The organism is Pseudomonas sp. PDM13, from assembly GCF_025685765.1.
Classification (GTDB): Bacteria; Pseudomonadota; Gammaproteobacteria; order Pseudomonadales; family Pseudomonadaceae; genus Metapseudomonas; species Metapseudomonas solani.
In genome coordinates, this window is sequence record NZ_JAOTQU010000001.1 from 393,775 (window position 1) to 412,365 (window position 18,591).

The 18,591-nt window shown below is 66.6% G+C and carries 17 protein-coding genes; 9 read left to right on the forward strand and 8 right to left on the reverse strand.

From position 1 onward, the window contains the following. Nucleotides 1-16: 16 nt before the first annotated feature. The 4 genes from OEJ36_RS01830 to OEJ36_RS01845 all read right to left on the reverse strand — a co-directional run bounded on the left by OEJ36_RS01830 (nucleotide 17) and on the right by OEJ36_RS01845 (nucleotide 2,573). Complete coding sequence (locus OEJ36_RS01830) at nucleotides 17-952, reverse strand: glutathione S-transferase family protein (RefSeq protein WP_263400150.1); 936 nt, start codon at nucleotides 950-952, stop codon at nucleotides 17-19. Between the two features lie 53 nt (nucleotides 953-1,005). After that, the gene (locus tag OEJ36_RS01835) at nucleotides 1,006-1,317 is read right to left on the reverse strand and encodes a GIY-YIG nuclease family protein (protein WP_263400151.1); all 312 of its coding nucleotides are present in this window, start codon (nucleotides 1,315-1,317) and stop codon (nucleotides 1,006-1,008) included. Then, on the reverse strand, nucleotides 1,314-2,012 hold the full coding sequence (locus OEJ36_RS01840; protein WP_263400152.1) for a glutathione S-transferase family protein: 699 nt from the start codon (nucleotides 2,010-2,012) through the stop codon (nucleotides 1,314-1,316). Before OEJ36_RS01840 ends, OEJ36_RS01835 begins: the two co-directional genes overlap by 4 nt. A gap of 90 nt (nucleotides 2,013-2,102) precedes the next feature. After that, complete coding sequence (locus tag OEJ36_RS01845) at nucleotides 2,103-2,573, reverse strand: nuclear transport factor 2 family protein (RefSeq protein WP_184487480.1); 471 nt, start codon at nucleotides 2,571-2,573, stop codon at nucleotides 2,103-2,105. A gap of 118 nt (nucleotides 2,574-2,691) precedes the next feature. Between OEJ36_RS01845 and OEJ36_RS01850 the strand changes: the two genes are divergently transcribed. Beyond that, nucleotides 2,692-3,642 (forward strand): GlxA family transcriptional regulator, encoded by a 951-nt coding sequence (locus tag OEJ36_RS01850; protein ID WP_263400171.1) that lies wholly within the window; start codon nucleotides 2,692-2,694, stop codon nucleotides 3,640-3,642. A 273-nt stretch (nucleotides 3,643-3,915) separates the two neighbouring features. Here OEJ36_RS01850 and OEJ36_RS01855 read toward each other — a convergent pair whose 3' ends face one another. From OEJ36_RS01855 to OEJ36_RS01870, 4 genes are all read right to left on the reverse strand, one after another. Then, entirely contained in the window at nucleotides 3,916-4,677 is a 762-nt protein-coding gene (locus OEJ36_RS01855) for an amino acid ABC transporter ATP-binding protein (RefSeq protein ID WP_021220881.1), read from the reverse strand. A gap of 13 nt (nucleotides 4,678-4,690) precedes the next feature. After that, nucleotides 4,691-5,785 carry an amino acid ABC transporter permease gene (locus tag OEJ36_RS01860; protein ID WP_021220882.1) on the reverse strand — a complete coding sequence of 365 codons (1,095 nt, stop codon included), beginning with the start codon at nucleotides 5,783-5,785 and terminating at the stop codon, nucleotides 4,691-4,693. A gap of 10 nt (nucleotides 5,786-5,795) precedes the next feature. Then, on the reverse strand, nucleotides 5,796-6,980 hold the full coding sequence (locus OEJ36_RS01865; protein ID WP_263400153.1) for an amino acid ABC transporter permease: 1,185 nt from the start codon (nucleotides 6,978-6,980) through the stop codon (nucleotides 5,796-5,798). 63 nt (nucleotides 6,981-7,043) lie between these two features. After that, on the reverse strand, nucleotides 7,044-8,072 hold the full coding sequence (locus OEJ36_RS01870) for an amino acid ABC transporter substrate-binding protein (RefSeq protein ID WP_263400154.1): 1,029 nt from the start codon (nucleotides 8,070-8,072) through the stop codon (nucleotides 7,044-7,046). A 473-nt stretch (nucleotides 8,073-8,545) separates the two neighbouring features. Here OEJ36_RS01870 and OEJ36_RS01875 point away from each other — a divergent pair, with 473 nt between their 5' ends. From OEJ36_RS01875 to OEJ36_RS01910, 8 genes are all read left to right on the forward strand, one after another. Next, nucleotides 8,546-9,205: an alpha/beta hydrolase gene (locus tag OEJ36_RS01875; protein ID WP_263400155.1), complete on the forward strand. Its 660-nt coding sequence runs from the start codon at nucleotides 8,546-8,548 to the stop codon at nucleotides 9,203-9,205. 27 nt (nucleotides 9,206-9,232) lie between these two features. Next, nucleotides 9,233-11,140 carry an acyl-CoA synthetase gene (locus OEJ36_RS01880; protein ID WP_263400156.1) on the forward strand — a complete coding sequence of 636 codons (1,908 nt, stop codon included), beginning with the start codon at nucleotides 9,233-9,235 and terminating at the stop codon, nucleotides 11,138-11,140. A 301-nt stretch (nucleotides 11,141-11,441) separates the two neighbouring features. Then, a complete protein-coding gene (locus OEJ36_RS01885; RefSeq protein ID WP_021220887.1) occupies nucleotides 11,442-12,380 on the forward strand; it encodes a GGDEF domain-containing protein in 939 nt (312 codons plus the stop codon). 74 nt (nucleotides 12,381-12,454) lie between these two features. Further along, the gene (locus OEJ36_RS01890) at nucleotides 12,455-13,615 is read left to right on the forward strand and encodes a dipeptidase (protein WP_263400157.1); all 1,161 of its coding nucleotides are present in this window, start codon (nucleotides 12,455-12,457) and stop codon (nucleotides 13,613-13,615) included. 164 nt (nucleotides 13,616-13,779) lie between these two features. Then, nucleotides 13,780-15,267, forward strand: coding sequence for an ATP-dependent RNA helicase RhlB (gene rhlB, locus OEJ36_RS01895; RefSeq protein ID WP_263400158.1), 1,488 nt, complete (start codon nucleotides 13,780-13,782; stop codon nucleotides 15,265-15,267). 271 nt (nucleotides 15,268-15,538) lie between these two features. Further along, nucleotides 15,539-16,495, forward strand: coding sequence for an ornithine cyclodeaminase family protein (locus OEJ36_RS01900; protein WP_263400159.1), 957 nt, complete (start codon nucleotides 15,539-15,541; stop codon nucleotides 16,493-16,495). Beyond that, a complete protein-coding gene (locus OEJ36_RS01905) occupies nucleotides 16,492-17,616 on the forward strand; it encodes an NAD(P)/FAD-dependent oxidoreductase (protein ID WP_263400160.1) in 1,125 nt (374 codons plus the stop codon). Before OEJ36_RS01900 ends, OEJ36_RS01905 begins: the two co-directional genes overlap by 4 nt. A 73-nt stretch (nucleotides 17,617-17,689) precedes the next feature. Continuing rightward, nucleotides 17,690-18,331, forward strand: a complete 642-nt coding sequence (locus OEJ36_RS01910; RefSeq protein ID WP_263400161.1) for a transcriptional regulator — start codon at nucleotides 17,690-17,692, stop codon at nucleotides 18,329-18,331. The last annotated feature ends 260 nt before the right edge of the window (nucleotides 18,332-18,591 follow it).

An 18,591-nucleotide genomic window follows, 5' to 3' on the forward strand; every position in this document is an offset into this window, starting at 1 on the left:
TTTGTGCGCCTGCGGATCAGCGCGCTTCGATGCGGAAGCCCATACGGGGGAAGTGCACGTGCACCACGCCGGCGCGCTCGTCCTCGCGACGCAGGATCAACTCCTCGCGGCCGGCGAACACCAATTCGCCTTCCACCGGGTCGACGCCATAGTCAGTGGCGGCGATGGCCACCTTCTGCCCGGCGGTGAAGCCGTTGATGTCGAAGAAGGGCTCATCCGGCAGCGCCGCGGGTTCGGCGGCGCGGGCGATCTCGATGGCCTCGGCGGCGCTCAGCTCGCTGGAGGCACCATGGCCAAAGCCGAGCACGCGGCCCAGCCAGGCGGCGACCGCCGGGTAATCGTCCACCAGCGGCGCGGTGATCGGCGTGGCCTTGAGGAACCACAGGCAATGGGCCAGGGAGAAGTCGGCCATGCTCGGCTCGCCGAAGAGGAAGTCACCCTCCTCGCGGCCCAGCTGCTGCTCCAGGCGCGCCATGAAGGTCGGCCAGTTGTGCTTGGCCACCTCGGCTGGCAGGCGCGCGGCGGTGCCGCCGCTGAACAGCCCGGCGCGGTCGGCGATGAAGGCCTTGATCGCCTCCGGCGGCAGCTTGCCGAAGCGCACGGCGATGGATTCGGGCTGGAACACCAGGCTCACCGCGTGCTGGAAGATCACCGAATCCACCCAGTGGCAGAAGCTCGCCACATTGAATTCCTGGCCCGCCGGGATCAGTGCCGGCACGGCCTTCTCCGCCTCCAGGCGACGGGCGATCAGCGCGGTGTCGCAGTAGATGTCGGCGCCGATCTGCAGCACCGGGGTCTTGCGGTAGCCGCCGGTGAGGGGCATCAGGTCCGGCTTGGGCATCAGCGGCGGAATGTGCACCGAACGCCAGGACAGCTGCTTGAAGCCCAGCAGCAGGCGCGCCTTCTCGGCGAAGGGGGATGTCGGGTAGTGGTGCAGGATCAACTCGTGCATGGCGGGCTCCGTATCGTTCTTGTTCAGGCTGGGCAGCTTAGCCGCCCCGGGGTTCAGGGCCTATCCGCTGGCGCTGATGGCGTGCCATCAGCCGCAGCTATATACGCCTTGGCCAGCGCTTCCTTGGCGGCCTTGCGCAGGTTCTTGATGGCACGCTCGCGGCGCAGGGCGTCGCCCTTGCCCGGGCATTCTTCGATATAGACCAGCGCCTGGGCCGGGCTGGAGTGGAAGAAGCGCGCGCCCTTGCCGCTCTGGTGCTGGGCGAAGCGGCGTTGCGGGTCGTCGCTGATGCCGCAGTAGAGCGCGCCATTGGCGGCGCGCACCAGGTAGACGAACCAGGGCCGTGGTGGTGGAACCTCGCTCATGCCCAGGCCACCTCGCGCATGCGCTGGCAGTAATCCACCAGGTGCGGGTACTCGCGGGCGAGGCGGTTGAGCGGGGTTTCCAGGGTGCACTGCACCAGGTTGGCCAGCAGCCCGTAGGCGGAGGCGTCGGCGCTGCAAGGGCGCTCGCCGCCGAAGAAGGCATTCGTGCCGAGCAGGTCGGTGAGGCCTTGCAGGTCCTCGCGGGCGAACACCAGCAGGTCTTCGCGATCGTGACGGCCGAGGCCCTGGGCCAACAGGTCGCGGCGGATCTTGCGTCGTACCAGCGCCGGGATCAGGCGCTGGGCCACGGGCCCGAGGTTGCCGAAGAAAGCCTGGCGGGTCTGCTGCCAGCCCTCCTCCTCCAGCCAGCGGAAGTACACCAGCAGCCAGTAGAGGTGCTCGTCGCAGACGCGGGTGACAGCCAGGGCGCGACCACGGCCGGCGTCGTCGAGGTGGTCGTCCAGGGAGAGTTGCAGGCGCTCGGTGAGCACCCGCTGGATGATCGCGGTATCGGCGATCAGCTCGCCGTCGAAGTCGATGTAGGGCAGCTTGCCCTTGGGGCCGCGCCGGGGGTCCATCAGCGTCTGCGCCTGGTACTGCACGCGCGCCAGGCGCAGGAAGGTCTCCAGCTTGAGGCAGAAGGGGCTGGCGTTGGGTACATCGAACCCGGCGGGAAACTGGAACAGCCTGATCATGATGGATACCGGCAAGAGAGTCGCCGGCGAGCTTAGGCAAAATTGCGCGGCGCAGCCACCAGCCGATGATCGGGCCGCGCCCCGCCCGCTTCAGCGCTGGGCGCGGAACGCCGCCAGGCCCCGGGCCGCCTGCTGGCGGATGGCGTTCTGCACCGGCGGCAGCCAGCCCAGCAGCAGGCCCTTGGCGCCCAGCGCCTGGCGGGCCCAGCGCCACAGGTCGAAGCTGTCGCGGTGCTCGACGATCAGGCCGTTGTCGAAGCGGAAGCGCGCCTCGATGCGGTTGACCACGGTGCGCCCGGTCTGGCTGAACAGGTAGGTGGCGACCCAGCGCGCACGGCCTTCGTGCTCATCGGCCTCGACGCCGTCGAAGGTCAGGGAGAAGGCCTGGGCGCGGCTGGCCAGCATGCGCCACATGTCCGCCGCCTCGGCACCGCGCAGGTCGGTGAACACCGGGTCGGCGAAGCGCACGTCGGCGGCGTAGCAGCCGGCCATGGTTTCGGCGTCCAGAACCTGGAAGGCGCGATAGAAGCGTTCGATGAGGGCAGCGTTGGGATGGCTCATGGCGATGCTCGTGGCGATTGGGATGAGGAGAGTATCGACGGCTTTCCGCCCGGCGGCGATTGGCTGCATCGCCATCTTTGTGGCAATAATCGCCACCTTCCTGCTCGAGACACCGCCGATGATCCGCATCGCCCTGCTGGTCTGCCCGCAAACGGTCTGCTCCAGCCTGGCCATGGCCGACGACGCCTTCCGCCTGGCCAATACCCTGGCGGGCGAGGCGCTGTTCGAGGTGCTGCGGGTCAGCCGCGACGGCCAGCCGGCGGACCTGGGCATGGCCAGCATCCGCGTCGACGGCGACCTGGCCCTGGCCGCCGAGGCCCAGCTGGTGATGCTGCCGGCCACCGGCAGCGCGGTGGAGCGCAGCATCAAGGGCAATCCCGAACTCTTGCACTGGCTGGCACGACGCCCGGCCACCCAGCAGGTGGCCAGCCTGTGCAGCAGCGCCTTCCTCCTCGGCGCCGCCGGCCTGCTCGATGGCCGCCGCGCCACCACCCACTGGGCGCTGGCTGGGGCCTTCCGCCAGCGCTTCCCCCAGGTGCGCCTGCAACCCGATGAGCTGCTCACCGAGGACGGCAACCTGTTCTGCTCCGGTGGCGCCCAGGCCGGGCTCGACCTGTGCCTGCACCTGATCGCCTGGCACGGCGGCGACTGGCTGGCGCAACGGGTGGCCGGTGCCCTGGTGTTCGACCGCGAGCGCGGCCGCCAGTCACGCTTCACCCCGCTGCTGCCGGACGTGCCGGGAGACGCCCAGCTCGGCCCGCTGCTGGCCTGGATGCAGCGCCACCACGCCGAGCCCATCGATCTCAAAAGCCTGGCTGAACGCGCCCACTGCTCCACCCGCACCCTGCTGCGACGCTTCCGCACCGCCACCGGCCTGACCCCGAACGACTACGTGCAACGCCTGCGCATCGCCGCCGCCCAGTCCGCCCTGCGCAACCCCTCCCGCTCCCTGGAGCAGGTGGCGCAGCAGGTGGGCTACAGCGACCGCGCCACCTTCGCCAAACTGTTCAAGCAGCTCTGCGGCGAAACACCCGGAGCCTTCCGCCGGCGCTTAAGGGAGCAGGCGTGATCCGCGTTATGCCCCTGTAGCCCGTGCTTCAGCGCGGGAACGGAGTGGCCGGCATCCCCGGACTGAAGTCCGGGCTACGGCTGAGCGAGAAGACGTACCACCGCCCTGCTCGATGCGCACAATTGCTTTCGTAGGATGGCGTAGAGCGAAGCGAAACCCATGCGGTGGTGCTACCGGAAATCCATCAATACCCAGGCCTGGGCTTTGCCCCAGAAATCCCCCCGCCAGAAATGAAAAGGGGCCCGAAGGCCCCTTTCCGTATCGCCTTGGCGATCAGTGCAGGATCTGCCCGAGGAACAGCTTGGTGCGCTCGTTCTGCGGGTTGTCGAAGAAGGCGTTGGGTTCGTTCTCTTCGACGATCTCGCCCTTGTCCATGAAGATCACCCGGTCCGCCACGGTGCGGGCGAAGCCCATCTCGTGGGTCACGCAGAGCATGGTCATGCCGTCCTGGGCCAGGCCGACCATGGTGTCGAGCACTTCCTTCACCATCTCGGGGTCGAGGGCGGAGGTGGGTTCGTCGAACAGCATGATCTTCGGCTTCATGCACAGGGCACGGGCGATGGCCACGCGCTGCTGCTGGCCACCGGAGAGCTGGCCGGGGAACTTGTTGGCCTGCTCGGGGATGCGCACGCGCTCCAGGTAGTGCATGGCGATTTCCTCGGCCTTGCGCTTGGGCAGCTTGCGCACCCACATGGGTGCCAGGGTGCAGTTCTGCAGCACGGTGAGGTGCGGGAACAGGTTGAAGTGCTGGAACACCATGCCCACCTCGCGGCGGATCGCCTCGATCTGCTTGAGGTCGTTGGTCAGCTCGGTGCCGTCGACGATGATCCGCCCCTGCTGGTGTTCTTCCAGGCGGTTGATGCAGCGGATGGTGGTCGACTTGCCGGAACCGGACGGGCCGCAAAGCACGATGCGCTCGCCCTGCCGAACGTTCAGGTTGATGTCCTTGAGCACGTGGAACTGCCCGTACCACTTGTTCACGCCCTGCAGCTGGATGATCGGCGCAGCGGCGTCTTTCTGGATGGCTTCACTCATTCGAATCTCTCTCCTAACGCTTGTGCCCGGTGTTCAGCTTCTGTTCGAGGCGCATGGAATAGCGCGACATGCTGAAGCAGAAGATCCAGTAGACCAGGGCGGCGAATACGTAGCCTTCGGTGGACATGCCCAGCCATTTCGGGTCGGTGGTCGCCTGCTTGATGCTGTTGAGCAGGTCGAACAGGCCGATGATGATCACCAGGCTGGTGTCCTTGAACAGGGCGATGAAGGTGTTGACGATGCCGGGGATGACCATCTTCAGGGCCTGGGGCAGGATCACCAGCGCGGTGCTGCGCCAGTAGCCCAGGCCGAGGCCGGCAGCGGCTTCGTACTGGCCCTTGGGGATGGCCTGCAGGCCGCCACGGACCACTTCGGCGATATAGGCCGCCTCGAAGAAGATCACCATCACCAGCGCCCGCAGCAGCTTGTCGAGGTTCATGCCTTCGGGCAGGAACAGCGGCAGCATCACCGAAGACATGAACAGCACGGTGATCAGCGGTACGCCACGCCAGAACTCGATGAAGGTCACGCAGATGACCTTGATCGCCGGCAGTTTCGAACGCCGTCCCAGCGCCAGCAGGATGCCCAGGGGCAGCGCGCCGACGATGCCGACATAGGCGATCACCAGGGTCAGCATCAGGCCACCCCAGCGGCTGGTCGACACCTCCTGCAGACCCAGGCCGCCGTGCAGCAGCCAGAAGGCCACCAGCGGGTAGATCACCAGGAAGCCGATGCCGTAGAAGGCCTTGTGCGGGGTGCGTTTGATGAACAGCGGCGCCACGCCGATGATCGCCAGCCACACGGTGACATCCACCCGCCAGCGCAGCTCGCTGGGGTAGAAGCCGTACATGAACTGGCCGAAGCGTTGCTGGATGAACACCCAGCAGGCGCCTTCGCCGGTGCAGTCGGCGCGGGTGCTGCCGCTCCAGGTGGCGTGGATGAAGGCCCAGTTGAGGATGGGCGGGATGATCAGCCACAGCAGGTACAGCGACAGTGCGGTGAGCACCACGTGCAACGGGCTGGCGAACAGGTTGTGACGCAGCCAGGCGACCGGGCCCACCACTGTGCTGGGTGGCGGCTGGTCGGGCTTGAAGGTATGCGATGTCATGTCAGTGCCCTCACCGCTCGATCAGCGCGATGCGCTTGTTGTACCAGTTCATCAGCAGGGAAATGCTGATGCTGATGGCCAGGTAGACGCTCATGGTGATGGCCATGACCTCGATGGCCTGGCCGGTCTGGTTGAGCGTGGTACCGGCGAACAGCGAGACCATGTCCGGGTAGCCGATACCGGCCGCCAGGGACGAGTTCTTCGCCAGGTTCAGGTACTGGCTGGTGAGCGGCGGGATGATCACCCGCAGGGCCTGGGGCACGATGACCAGGCGCAGCGTCTGCCCGGGGCGAATGCCCAGGGAATGCGCCGCTTCGGTCTGGCCGTGGCTGACCGACTGGATGCCGGCCCGCACCGTCTCGCCGATGAAGGCGGCGGTGTAGATCGACAGCGCCAGCATCAGCGCGATCAGTTCGGGGATCACTACCCAGCCACCGCGGAAGTTGAAGCCGGTCAGTTGCGGCACCTCCCAATGGAAGGGGCTGCCCATCACCAGGGCGGCGAGGCTGGGCAGCACCACCAGCAGGGCGATGGAGCTCAGCAGTACCGGGAAGCGCTGGCCGGTGGCATGGCGCCGCGCCCGGGCCCAACGCCACACCAGCACGCAGGCGACCAGCGCCACCATGACGGCGATCAGGAAGGGCCAGAAGCCCTCGGCCATGTTCGGCGACGGCATGTACAGGCCGCGGTTGTTGATGAAGAAGGTATCGCCGAAGTTCATGCTCTGCCGCGGCCCGGGCATGGGCAGCATCACGGCGAAGTACCAGAAGAAGATCTGCAGCAGCGGCGGGATGTTGCGGAAGGTCTCGATGTAGACGGTCGCCAGCTTGCGGATCAGCCAGTTGGGCGACAGCCGGGCGATACCGAGGATGAAGCCGAGAACGGTCGCCAGGATGATGCCGACCACGGTCACCAGCAGGGTGTTGAGCAGGCCGATGAAGAAGACGCGCCCGTAGGTGTCGCTCTCCTTGTAGTCGATCAGGTGCTGGGAGATGCCGAAGCCGGCGCTCTGGTCGAGGAAGCCGAAGCCGGAGATGATCCCGCGCTTTTCCAGGTTGACCTGGGTGTTGTGGAAGAGGAACCAGCCGAACGCCACGACGGCGACTACGGCGATGATCTGGAATAGCCACGCGCGCGTCTGCGGGTCGGTCAGAACCGATCCACGGACACGCGGGGCTTGGGAAGTTTTCTGCATGACAGCCCTCGTCGGTTGGAACTGGACGCTACCGCCCGCATCCGCGGGCGGCAGCGTGGTGGGTCAGCGCACCGGCGGTGCGTACTGCAGACCACCCTTGTTCCACAGGGCGTTGAGACCGCGCTCGATCTTCAGCTCGCTGCCGGCACCGACGTTGCGATCGAAGATTTCGGCGTAGTTGCCGACTTGCTTGACGATCTGCACTGCCCAGTCTTTCGGCAGCTTCAGATCCTTGCCGAAGTCGCCTTCAGCGCCCAGCAGGCGGGCCACGTCCGGGTTCTTGGTGGACTTGGCGGTTTCCACGACGTTCTTCGAGTCGATGCCGAGCTCTTCAGCGTTCAGCTGGGCGAACAGGCTCCAGCGCACGATGTCGAACCACTCCTCGTCACCCTGGCGAACGGCTGGGCCGAGGGGTTCCTTGGAGATGACTTCCGGCAGCACCACGTACTCGTCCGGCGCGGCCAGCTTGATGCGCTGGGCGTACAGCTGCGACTGGTCGGAGGTCAGCACGTCGCAACGGCCGGATTCCAGCGACTTGGCGCTCTCGTCGGAGGTGTCATAGGTGATGGGGGTGTACTTCAGGCCGTTGGCGCGGAAGTAGTCGGCCAGGTTCAGCTCGGTGGTGGTACCGGCCTGGATGCAGACGGTGGCGCCATCGAGTTCCTTGGCGCTGGAAACGCCGAGCTTCTTGTTCACCAGGAAGCCCTGGCCGTCGTAGTAGGTCACGCCGGTGAAGTTCAGGCCCATCGCCGCATCGCGGGAGCTGGTCCAGGTGGTGTTACGGGAGAGGATGTCCACTTCGCCGGACTGCAGCGCGGTGAAGCGCTCCTTGGCGGTGAGCGGGCTGAACTTGACCTTGCTCGCATCACCGAACACGGCCGCTGCTACAGCGCGGCAGATGTCGACGTCGATACCTTTGTATTCGCCCTTGGAGTCGGCGTAGGAAAAGCCCGGGAGGCCGTCACTGATGCCGCACTGCACGTAGCCTTTCTTCTTGACCGCATCCAGGGTGGCGCCCGCCTGAGCGAAGCCGCTGACACCGAGAACAGCTGCCGCGGTCAGCACAGCCAGGGTGGATTTCACCATCTTCATCAAAACCTCCAGTTGCTTTTTTTTGTGTTGGAGTCTCGGTCCTACCGCCGTACCCTCGTGAGGCAGGTTCAACCGCGCGAGGCGTCGGTCAACCGGGGAATCGGACCTAAGGAAGAAGTCTAGTTGGCGCCGCTCCGCGCGCCAGCTGCCCTCTTCCTCGCCCATTGGTCGAATGGGCTGGAGACGGATTTTCGACCACCTTCACGAAGAAAACGTGCCAGCGATCGTTTGCAAGGTGTCGATCTGCATCGACGCCCAACCCGTTGAGCGACCTGCGAAGTGTTACCGCCGCGCAAGCCGTCTGTAAGTCTGCTGCTGGTTAGCAAAGGCCGTACCAGCACAGTGCCTGTACGCCGCTTCCGACAGGTCAATAGGGAAAGTTTTGTTGGTGCGACATATTTTTCACTGATAGACCACATCATCGCCTCGCGCCAGCACCACTTTGGTGCGGGCGCCCCGAATTGGAGCCACACATGAGTAATCCGTTGATTCTGGAGCCCACACAGTCGGCCGATGCGTGCGTCATCTGGTTGCACGGATTGGGGGCGGACCGCTACGACTTCCTGCCGGTGGCCGAAGCGCTGCAGGAGGTGCTCGACAGCGCCCGCTTCATCCTGCCCCAGGCCCCCACCCGCGCCGTCACCATCAATGGCGGCTACGCCATGCCTTCCTGGTACGACATCCTCGCCATGAGCCCGGCCCGGGCCATCGACCAGGCCCAGCTGGAACAGTCGGCGCAGAGCGTGATCGCCCTGATCGAAGCCCAGCGCGATGCCGGCATCGACCCGGCACGCATCATCCTCGCCGGCTTCTCCCAGGGCGGCGCGGTGGTGCTGCACACCGGCCTGCTGCGCTGGGAAGGTCCGCTGGGTGGGGTGCTGGCGCTGTCCACCTATGCGCCGTCCTTCGGCGACACCCTGGCGCTGCCGGATACAAAACTACAACTGCCGGTTTTCTGCCTGCATGGCACCTTCGACGACGTGGTGCCGCTGGCCATGGGCCGCGCCGCACACGACAAGCTCGCCGCCGCCGGCGTTCCGGTGCAGTGGCAGGACTACCCGATGGGCCACGAGGTGCTGCCGGAGGAAATCCGCGACATAGGTGCCTGGCTGAGCGCTCGGCTGACCCGTTGATCCGCCCACCCACAACAAGAATTGGCCATGACCCAGACTCCCGTACCGCCCATTACCTCCCTGCGCGATATCGAGCTGATCGAACAGGTCTCGCTCCAGCAACGCGGCATGCCGGACAGCACCTATGAGCTGATCCGCCAGAGCGCCCAGCGCACGCCGGACGCCATCGCCATGACCTTCCTCATGCAGGGCAGCGCCGACGAGGCGCCCTGGCAGCTGAGCTACGCCGAGCTGCTGGCTCAGGTCACCCGCACCGCCAACGCCTTCCACCGCCTGGGCCTGCGCCCGGGCAAGGCGGTGTCCTTCCTGCTGCCCAACCTGCCGCACACCCACTTCACCCTGTGGGGCGGCGAAGCGGCGGGCATCGTCAACGCCATCAACCCGCTGCTCGACCCCGAGCACATCGCCGAACTGGTGCGCGCCTCGGATTCCGAAGTGCTGGTGACCCTGGCGCCCTTCCCCGGCACCGACCTGTGGGACAAGGTCGCGTCCCTGCGCGATGAGCTGCCGGGCCTCAAGGCCATCGTCACGGTCGACCTGGCCAACTACCTGCCCGACCCCCAGCGCAGCGGCCTCAAGGCCCAGCGCGGCGCCCTGCCGGAAGGCGTGCTGGACTTCGACGAGCTGATCGCCGATTGCCCCGCCGACCACCTGGAAAGCGGCCGGGTGATCGCCCCCGACGACATCGCCTCCTACTTCCACACCGGCGGTACCACCGGTACGCCCAAGCTGGCGCCGCACACGCACCGCAACGAGGTGGCGATGGCGATGATCCTCGCCTACACCATCAACCTCGGCCCCCGTGACGTGACCCTCTGCGGCCTGCCGCTGTTCCACGTCAACGGCGTGATGGTCACCGGCCTCGCCCCGTTCTTCGCCGGCGCCCAGGTGCTGCTGGCCACGCCCCAGGGCTACCGCAACACCGCGCTGATCCAGAACTTCTGGAAGATCATCGAGCGCTACAAGGTGAGCTTCTTCAGCGGCGTGCCCACTATCTATGCCGGCCTGCTGCAGGTGCCCAGCGAAGGGCACGACCTCTCCAGCCTGCGCTACGCCCTGTGCGGCGCCGCGCCGATGCCGGTGGAGCTGATCCGCCAGTTCGAGGCCAAGACCGGCCTCACCCTGATCGAGGGCTACGGCCTCACCGAAGGCACCTGCGGCAGCTGCGGCAACCCCAGCGCGGGCGAGCGCCGCCCGGGCTCCATCGGCCTGCGCATGCCCTATTGCGACGTAGCGATCAAGGTGCTGGACGAGCAAGGCGGCTTCCTCCGCGATGCACAGGCCAACGAGATCGGCAACGTCTGCCTGCGCGGCATCACCGTGTTCAAGGGCTACCTGCAGGCCAGCAAGAACGCCGGCATCTGGGTGGACGGCGACTGGTTCAACACCGGCGACCTGGGCCGCATCGACGCCGACGGCTACATCTGGCTCACCGGGCGCAGCAAGGACCTGATCATCCGTGGCGGCCACAACATCGACCCGCAGATGATCGAGGAAGCCCTGCACGGCCACCCCGCCGTGGCCATGGCCGCCGCGGTCGGCAAGCCCGACGAGAAGGCCGGCGAACTGCCGGTGGCCTACGTCCAGCTCAAGCCCGGCATGCAGGCCAGCGAGGCCGAACTGCTGGCCCACGCCGGCGCCCATGTGCCGGAACGCGCGGCAGTGCCCAAGGACGTGTGGATCATCGACGCGTTGCCGGTCACCGCGGTGGGCAAGACCTTCAAGCCGACCCTGCGCCACGACGCCATCCGTCGGGTCTTCGAAGATGTCCTGGCGCCCCTGGCACCGGGGCTGAGCGTCGAAGTGCGCGCCGACGACCGCCACGGTCAACTGGCCCATATCCGGGTGCCGGACCTGCACGAGAACCGCCGTGCCGACCTGGAGCAGCGCCTGGCCGGTTTCGCCGTGCGCTACGAGCTGCACCCGCACCTCTGAAGCACGCAGCTCCCGGCATCGCGCCGGGGGCTGAGCCGCCCCGCAAGGCCCGTTCCAGGGCCTTCGCCGCCGCCTCGAACGAGACCACCTCCGCAGAAATGCACATTGTCCGACAACATTGGCCGGGAATGTGACGCGCTATGGTTTTCCAAACCACTGGTCGGCCTACCTTGCGGCAAGCATTGAAAGCCGTTGGGGGCGGGCATAAGGTCGATAACGGTTTTCAACGCAAAGACATGGAGTGTTTTGCGATGCCACCTCCCCAAGTTTTCCTAGTTGCTATCCAGGTCAGATGTAGCCCATGAAGAATGCGCACTGGCAGGCCGATCTGCAGCTGCTCAAACGCCAGCGACTGTTCCAGAACGTCGCCGCCAACAGCCTGCAGCAGGTCCTGCAGGAGTTCGCCGCCTGCGACCTGGAAAAAGGCGAGATCCTGCTCTCGCCCTTCAACCGCAACCAGTACCTCTACCTGCTGCTCGATGGCCAGTTGCAGGTGTACCTGGGCTCCCTCGACAACCAGCCGATGTCCACCCTGGAAGCGGGCGACTGCGCGGGTGAAATCAGCTTCATCGACAACGACCACCCCTCCGCCTACGTGGTCGCCACCCAGCCGAGCACCGTACTGCGCCTGCACCGCGAGGCGCTGTCGAAGCTGTTCCAGCAGTCACCGCAGATGATGCAGAACCTCCTGGAGCTGCTCTGCGACCGGGTGCGCACGGGCAACCGGATCATTCTCGACACCGAGCAGAACGCCAACGTCGACACCCTCACCGGGCTCTACAACCGGCGCTGGCTGGAACATATCTACGAGCGCGAAAACACCCGCTGCGCCTTCAACGGCCAGCCCATGTGCCTGCTGATGCTCGATGTCGATCACTTCAAGGCCTACAACGATCGCCACGGTCACCTGGCCGGCGACTACGCCCTCTGCCTGGTGGCCCACACCCTGCGCAACCAGTTGCGGCCGAAGGACAGCATGGCCCGCTTCGGAGGTGAGGAATTCGTCATCCTGCTGCCGGAAATCGCGGTGGAGGAAGCACGCAACATCGGCGAGCGCCTGCGCCAGAGCCTGGAGCAGGTGCCCTCCTTCTATTCACCGGTGGGGATACTGCCGGGGGTCACGGTGTCCATCGGCCTGACCCAGATGCAACCCAAGGACGACCTGCAGGACCTCATCGCCCGCGCCGACGCTGCCCTCTATAAGGCCAAGATGCAGGGACGTAACTGCCTTAACGGTTGAGCCCTGCTGCAGTGAGCCGGCGGCCTTGCTAGAGTTCCCGGCCACTACAACAACGAAGCCCGGATGCTCCCTCAATGCGCAAACTCCTGATCCTGCTGGTACTGGTCGTGATCGGCCTGGCGGTGTTCTTCAGCCTGCCCAGCGTCCTCGACCGGAAGATGAACAGCGTCGAATCCCCAGCCCCCTACGTCGCCAGCGAAGCGGCCAACAAGCTGCACGAAAAACTCTTCATCGCCGACCTCCACGACGACGCCCTGCTCTGGCAACGCGACCTGCTGGAGCGCCACGACTTCGGCCACAGCGACCTGCCACGCCTGCTGGAAGGCAAGGTCGCCCTGCAGGTGTTCTCCACCGTCACCAAGACCCCGCGCGGCATCAACTACGACAGGAACGACGACGACAGCGACAACATCACCGTGCTCGCCATGGCCCAACGCTGGCCACCGCGTACCTGGACCAGCCTGCTGGAGCGCGCGCTGTACCAAGGTGAGAAACTCGCCGCCGCCGCCAAGGGCAGCGACGGCAAGCTGGTGCAGGTACGCACCCGCGCCGACTTCGAGACCTTCATCGCCGCCTGGAAGAAAGACCCCAATCGCGTCGCCGCCATCCTCGCCACCGAAGGCCTGCACCCGCTGGAAGGCAAGATCGAGAACGTCGACCGCCTGTATGACGCCGGCTTCCGCATCACCGGCCTGACCCACTTCTTCGATAACGAAGTCGGCGGCTCCGCCCACGGCATGGAAAAGGGCGGCCTCACCCGCTTCGGCCGCCGCGTGGTGGCCCACCTGGAAGAGAAGAAGATGATCATCGACCTGGCGCACGCCTCCCGCGCGCTGATCGATGACGTGCTGGAAATGGCCGAGCGCCCGGTGCTGGTCTCCCACGGCGGCGTCGAAGGCACCTGCCCCGGCCCGCGCAACCTCAGCGATGACCACGTCAAGCGCATCGCCGCCACCGGCGGGGTGATCGGCATCGGCTACTGGGAAACCGCCGTGTGCGACACCTCGGTCAAGGCCATCGTCAAAGCCATCCGCTACACCAGCGACCTGGTGGGCGTCGAGCACGTGGCCCTCGGCTCGGACTTCGACGGCACCATCCACGCGCCCTTCGACACCACCGGCCTGGCCCAGCTGACCCAGGGCCTGCAGGAAGCCGGCTACAGCGAAGGCGACATCACCAAGATCATGGGCGGCAACGTCCAGCGCCTGCTGCTGGCCAGCCTGCCCAGCGAATAACCCCCGCCCCACACCGCCCCGACACCGGGGCGGCGCCCCTCCTACCCCGCGCAACGCCCGGAACAGAGCGGCCGGCCACGGCAAAACGCCAGGGCACTTCGCCGCGATCACATCTTGCTTTACACTGGCGCCCGTTCATTCCTTAACCAATCGACGAGATGACCGTGCTCAAAGCACTCAAGAAAATCTTTGGCAAGGGCGAAGAGCCCATTTCCGGCGTCGCCCCGACTGCCCCGGCCACCCAGGCCCCGACTCGCTCCGCTAGCGAGAGAACCCCCGCCCAGCCCAAGAAGGCGCCGCGCGCCCCGGCTGAGAAACCCGCCGCCGCTGCTGCCGCCACCGCCACCGAGCAGGCCCCCCGCGCCGAGAAGAAACCCCGCAGCGACAAACCCAGGTCCGACAAGCCGCGCCGTGAGCGCGCGCCCAAGCCGGTAGACACCTGGAAGCTGGAAGACTTCGTTGTCGAACCCATGGAAGGCAAGACCCGCTTCCATGACTTCAAGCTGTCGCCGACCCTGATGCACGCCATCCATGACCTGGGCTTCCCGTACTGCACGCCGATCCAGGCGGGCGTACTGGGCTTCACCCTCAAGGGCCAGGACGCCATCGGCCGCGCCCAGACCGGCACCGGCAAGACCGCCGCCTTCCTGATCTCGATCATCACCCAGCTGCAGCAGACCCCGCCGCCGAAAGAGCGCTACATGGGCGAGCCCCGTGCGCTGATCATCGCGCCGACCCGCGAGCTGGTGGTGCAGATCGCCAAGGACGCCCAGGCCCTGACCAAGTACACCGGCCTGAACGTCATGAGCTTCGTCGGCGGCATGGACTTCGACAAGCAGCTCAAGCAGCTGGAATCGCGCTTCTGCGACATCCTCGTGGCCACCCCCGGCCGCCTGCTGGACTTCAACCAGCGCGGTGACGTGCACCTGGACATGGTCGAAGTGATGGTGCTGGACGAAGCCGACCGCATGCTCGACATGGGCTTCATCCCCCAGGTCCGCCAGATCATCCGCCAGACCCCGCACAAGGGCGAGCGTCAGACCCTGCTGTTCTCCGCCACCTTCACCGACGACGTGATGAACCTGGCCAAGCAGTGGACCGTCGACCCGGCCATCGTCGAGATCGAGCCGGAGAACGTCGCCAGCGACACCGTCGAGCAGCACGTCTATGCCGTTGCCGGCAGCGACAAGTACAAGCTGCTCTACAACCTCGTCGCCCAGAACAACTGGGAGCGGGTGATGGTCTTCGCCAACCGCAAGGACGAAGTGCGCCGCATCGAAGAGCGCCTGACCAAGGACGGCATCAGCGCCGCCCAGATGTCCGGCGACGTGCCCCAGCACAAGCGCATCAAGACCCTGGAAGGCTTCCGCGAAGGCAAGATCCGCGTACTGGTCGCCACCGACGTCGCCGGCCGCGGCATCCACGTCGACGGTATCAGCCACGTGATCAACTTCACCCTGCCGGAAGACCCGGACGACTACGTGCACCGCATCGGCCGTACCGGCCGTGCCGGCACCAGCGGCACCTCCATCAGCTTCGCCGGCGAGGACGACGCCTTCGCCCTGCCGCCGATCGAAGAACTGCTGGGCCGCAAGATCAACTGCGAAACCCCGCCCGCCGAGCTGCTCAAGTCGGTGCCGCGCAAGCACTGATCACGGCTGCCGCGCACAGAAAAGGCGAAGCCCCCGGGCTTCGCCTTTTTCATTTCTGCTCCCTTGGAGCAGCCACAAAGACCCAGAGTGAGTAGGCGCAGGGTGGGCGTAGGGTGGGCTTCAGCCCACCGCTTCTCCTTTCCCTCAAACCACCCTCCCCCCAGAAAGAATGTTCACCCAGGCGTCATTTCCTTGCGCCCTGTCGCCCGCCTATTGCCGATCAAGACAATAAATTCCAATATGGACAAATTGTTTATATCGGAGCCCCGCCATGTCCAGCGTCCCCCCTCTGGTCGTCACGTCCGCTGAAGCCGAACGCCTGCTGCCCCGCATCGATGTGCAGGCGGCGCTGCGGCGCATGTTCCTCGACCTCGCCGCTGGCGAGGCGGTGCAGCCAGCACAGCAACTGGTGGAATTCCCCGGCGGCGGCGACTTCATCAACTACCTCGGCGTACTCGCCCGCGAGCAGGTCTACGGGGTCAAGACCTCGCCCTACCTGCCACGCCCGGACGGCGCCGTGGTCACCGCCTGGACCCTGCTGATGTCCATGCAGAGCGGCCAGCCGCTGATGCTCTGCGATGCCGCCACCCTGACCACCGAGCGCACCGCCGCCACCACCGCCGTGGCGGTCGATGCCCTGGCACCGGCCGGCGTCACGCAACTGGCGGTGATCGGCAGCGGTGCCGTGGCCCGCGCCCATATCCGCCACTGCCTGGCGCTGCGTCCCTGGCAACGGGTGCGTGTGTATTCGCCACGCCTGCAGCCGGACAGCGAGCGGGCCGATGCCCTGCGCGCCCTCGACCCGCGCGTGGAGGTCTGCGCCAGCCAGGACGCCGCCCTGGCCGACGCCGAGGTGATCCTGCTCTGCACCTCCTCCGCCGCCCCGGTGCTGGACCCACGCCAACTCGGCCGCGCCACCCTGATCACCTCCATCAGCACCAACGCCCCGCGCGCCCATGAAGTGCCGCCGGCAGCCCTGGCGGAAATGGATGTCTACTGCGACTACCGCGCCACCACCCCCGGCAGCGCCGGCGAGATGCGCATCGCCGCCGAACAGCACGGCTGGAGCGCGGAGGCCCTGCGTGGCGACCTGCCCGAGCTGCTCGCCGACCGCGCGCAGCGCCCCGACTACCGCCGTCCGGTATTCTTCCGCTCCATCGGCCTCGGCCTCGAAGACGTCGCCCTGGCCAACGCGCTCTATCACCTCAAGTGCGAGGAGTCGGCATGAACCAGCTGGACTTCATCATCATCGGCGCGGGCATCGCCGGCGCCTCCACCGGCTACTGGCTGTCGCGCCAGGGCAAGGTCGCGGTGCTGGAGCGCGAAGAGCACGCCGGCTACCACTCCACCGGCCGCTCCGCCGCGCTCTACACCGTCGCCTACGGCACGCCCCAGGTGCGCGCGCTGACCGGTGCCAGCCGGGCCTTCTTCGACAACCCGCCGCAGGGCTTCAGCGAGCACCCGATCCTCACGCCCCGTGGCGAGATGGTGGTGGACTTCAGCGATGACCCGGACGAGCTGCGCCGCCAGTTCGACAGCGCCCGCGAGAGCGTCGCCGAGGTGCAGTTGCTGGATGCCGACCAGGCTTGCGCCCTGGTACCGGTGCTCCGCCGCGAGAAGGTCTTCGGCGCCATGCTCGACCCCAGTGCCGCCGATATCGACACCGATGCCCTGCACCAGGGCTACCTGCGCGGCATCCGCCGCAATGGCGGCACGGTGCACACCGGCCATGACGTACAGGCCATCACCCGCGAGGGCGACCTGTGGCGCGTCACCACCGGCCAGGGCGAGTTCAGCGCACCGGTGCTGGTGAACGCCGCCGGTGCCTGGTGCGACGGCCTCGCCGCCCTCGCCGGCGTACGCCCCCTGGGCCTGCAACCGAAACGCCGCGCGGCCTTCATCTTCGCCGCGCCGGAAGGCGTCGACAGCCATGCCTGGCCGGCGCTGGTGAGCCTGGACGAATCCTTCTACTTCAAGCCCGATGCCGGCATGCTGCTGGGCTCACCCGCCAATGCCGACCCGGTGGACGCCCACGACGTACAGCCCGAAGAGCTGGACATCGCCATGGGCATCCACCAGATCGAGGAGCACACCCACATGAGCATCCGTCGCCCCGCCCGCACCTGGGCCGGGCTGCGCTCGTTCTTCGCCGACGGCGACCTGGTGGCCGGCTACGACGACCAGGCGCCAGGCTTCTTCTGGGTCGCCGGCCAGGGCGGCTACGGCATCCAGACCTCCGCCGCCATGGGCGAGGCCAGCGCCAGCCTGATCCTGCGCCAGCCGCTGCCGGAGCACCTGGGCCGCTTCGGCCTGACTGCAGCGCTGCTCTCCCCGGCCCGCCTCAGGTGACGCCCGGCGCGCTTTGCGCCACACTCGCCGGGCCGCGCCAAAGGGGCGCGGCCAAGCCTTTGCGGAGCCTTCCATGACGCCTCGTCCCGATCCGGCATTCGACAACTTCCGGGCCATAGCCGACGGCATCGCCACCCTGTTCTTCCCCCATGCCGAAGTGGTGGTGCACGACCTGCGCACGCAGAAGGTCGCCTACATCGCCAACAACATCTCCAAGCGCTGCATCGGCGACGACGCGGCGCTGGAGGACATGCTCGATGATGGCGGTGAGGCGCGGAACATCGGCCCCTACGAGAAGCTCAACTGGGACGGGCAGAAGATCCGCTCCGTCAGCACCGTGCTGCAGGACGCCAAGGGCAAGCCGCTGGCGGTGCTGTGCATCAACCTGAATATCTCGCTGTTCGAAAGCGCCAAGGCAGCCCTGGACCTGTTCCTCGCCCCGGGCAAGCTGATCCCCCAGCCCGACGCGCTGTTCCGCGACGACTGGCAGGAGCGCATCAACACCTTCCTGCACAACTGGATGCGCCAGCGCCAGCTCGGCCTCAACCTGCTCAGCCGCGAGCACAAGCGCGAACTGGTCCTGGCCCTGCACGCCGAAGGCGCGTTCAAGGGCAAAAGCGCCGCCAACTACGTCGCCAACGTCCTCAACATGGGCCGCGCCACCGTCTACAAGCACCTGCGCGAACTCAAGGAAGAACTCGAAAACGAGACGTAGGGGCGAACTCATTGGCTCTGTCTGCGTTAGCTGTTGTGGTTTTAATGCAAGCGTTCAAGCACGGCTATTTCCGGGCACCTAAGGGTTTGTGCCACCTCCACCGCATGGGTTTCGCTCCGCTCGCGGAACGCCGCCCGACCCATCCTACGAAAGCCGCCGCTACGTGCACGTTGGGTTGGTGCGCACATCAATGTGTGGATTTGAGCGAAGAAAGTTGGAGCAGCCGCCAACGCCCCTCCAGGAGGCCGAACGCAGTCGTT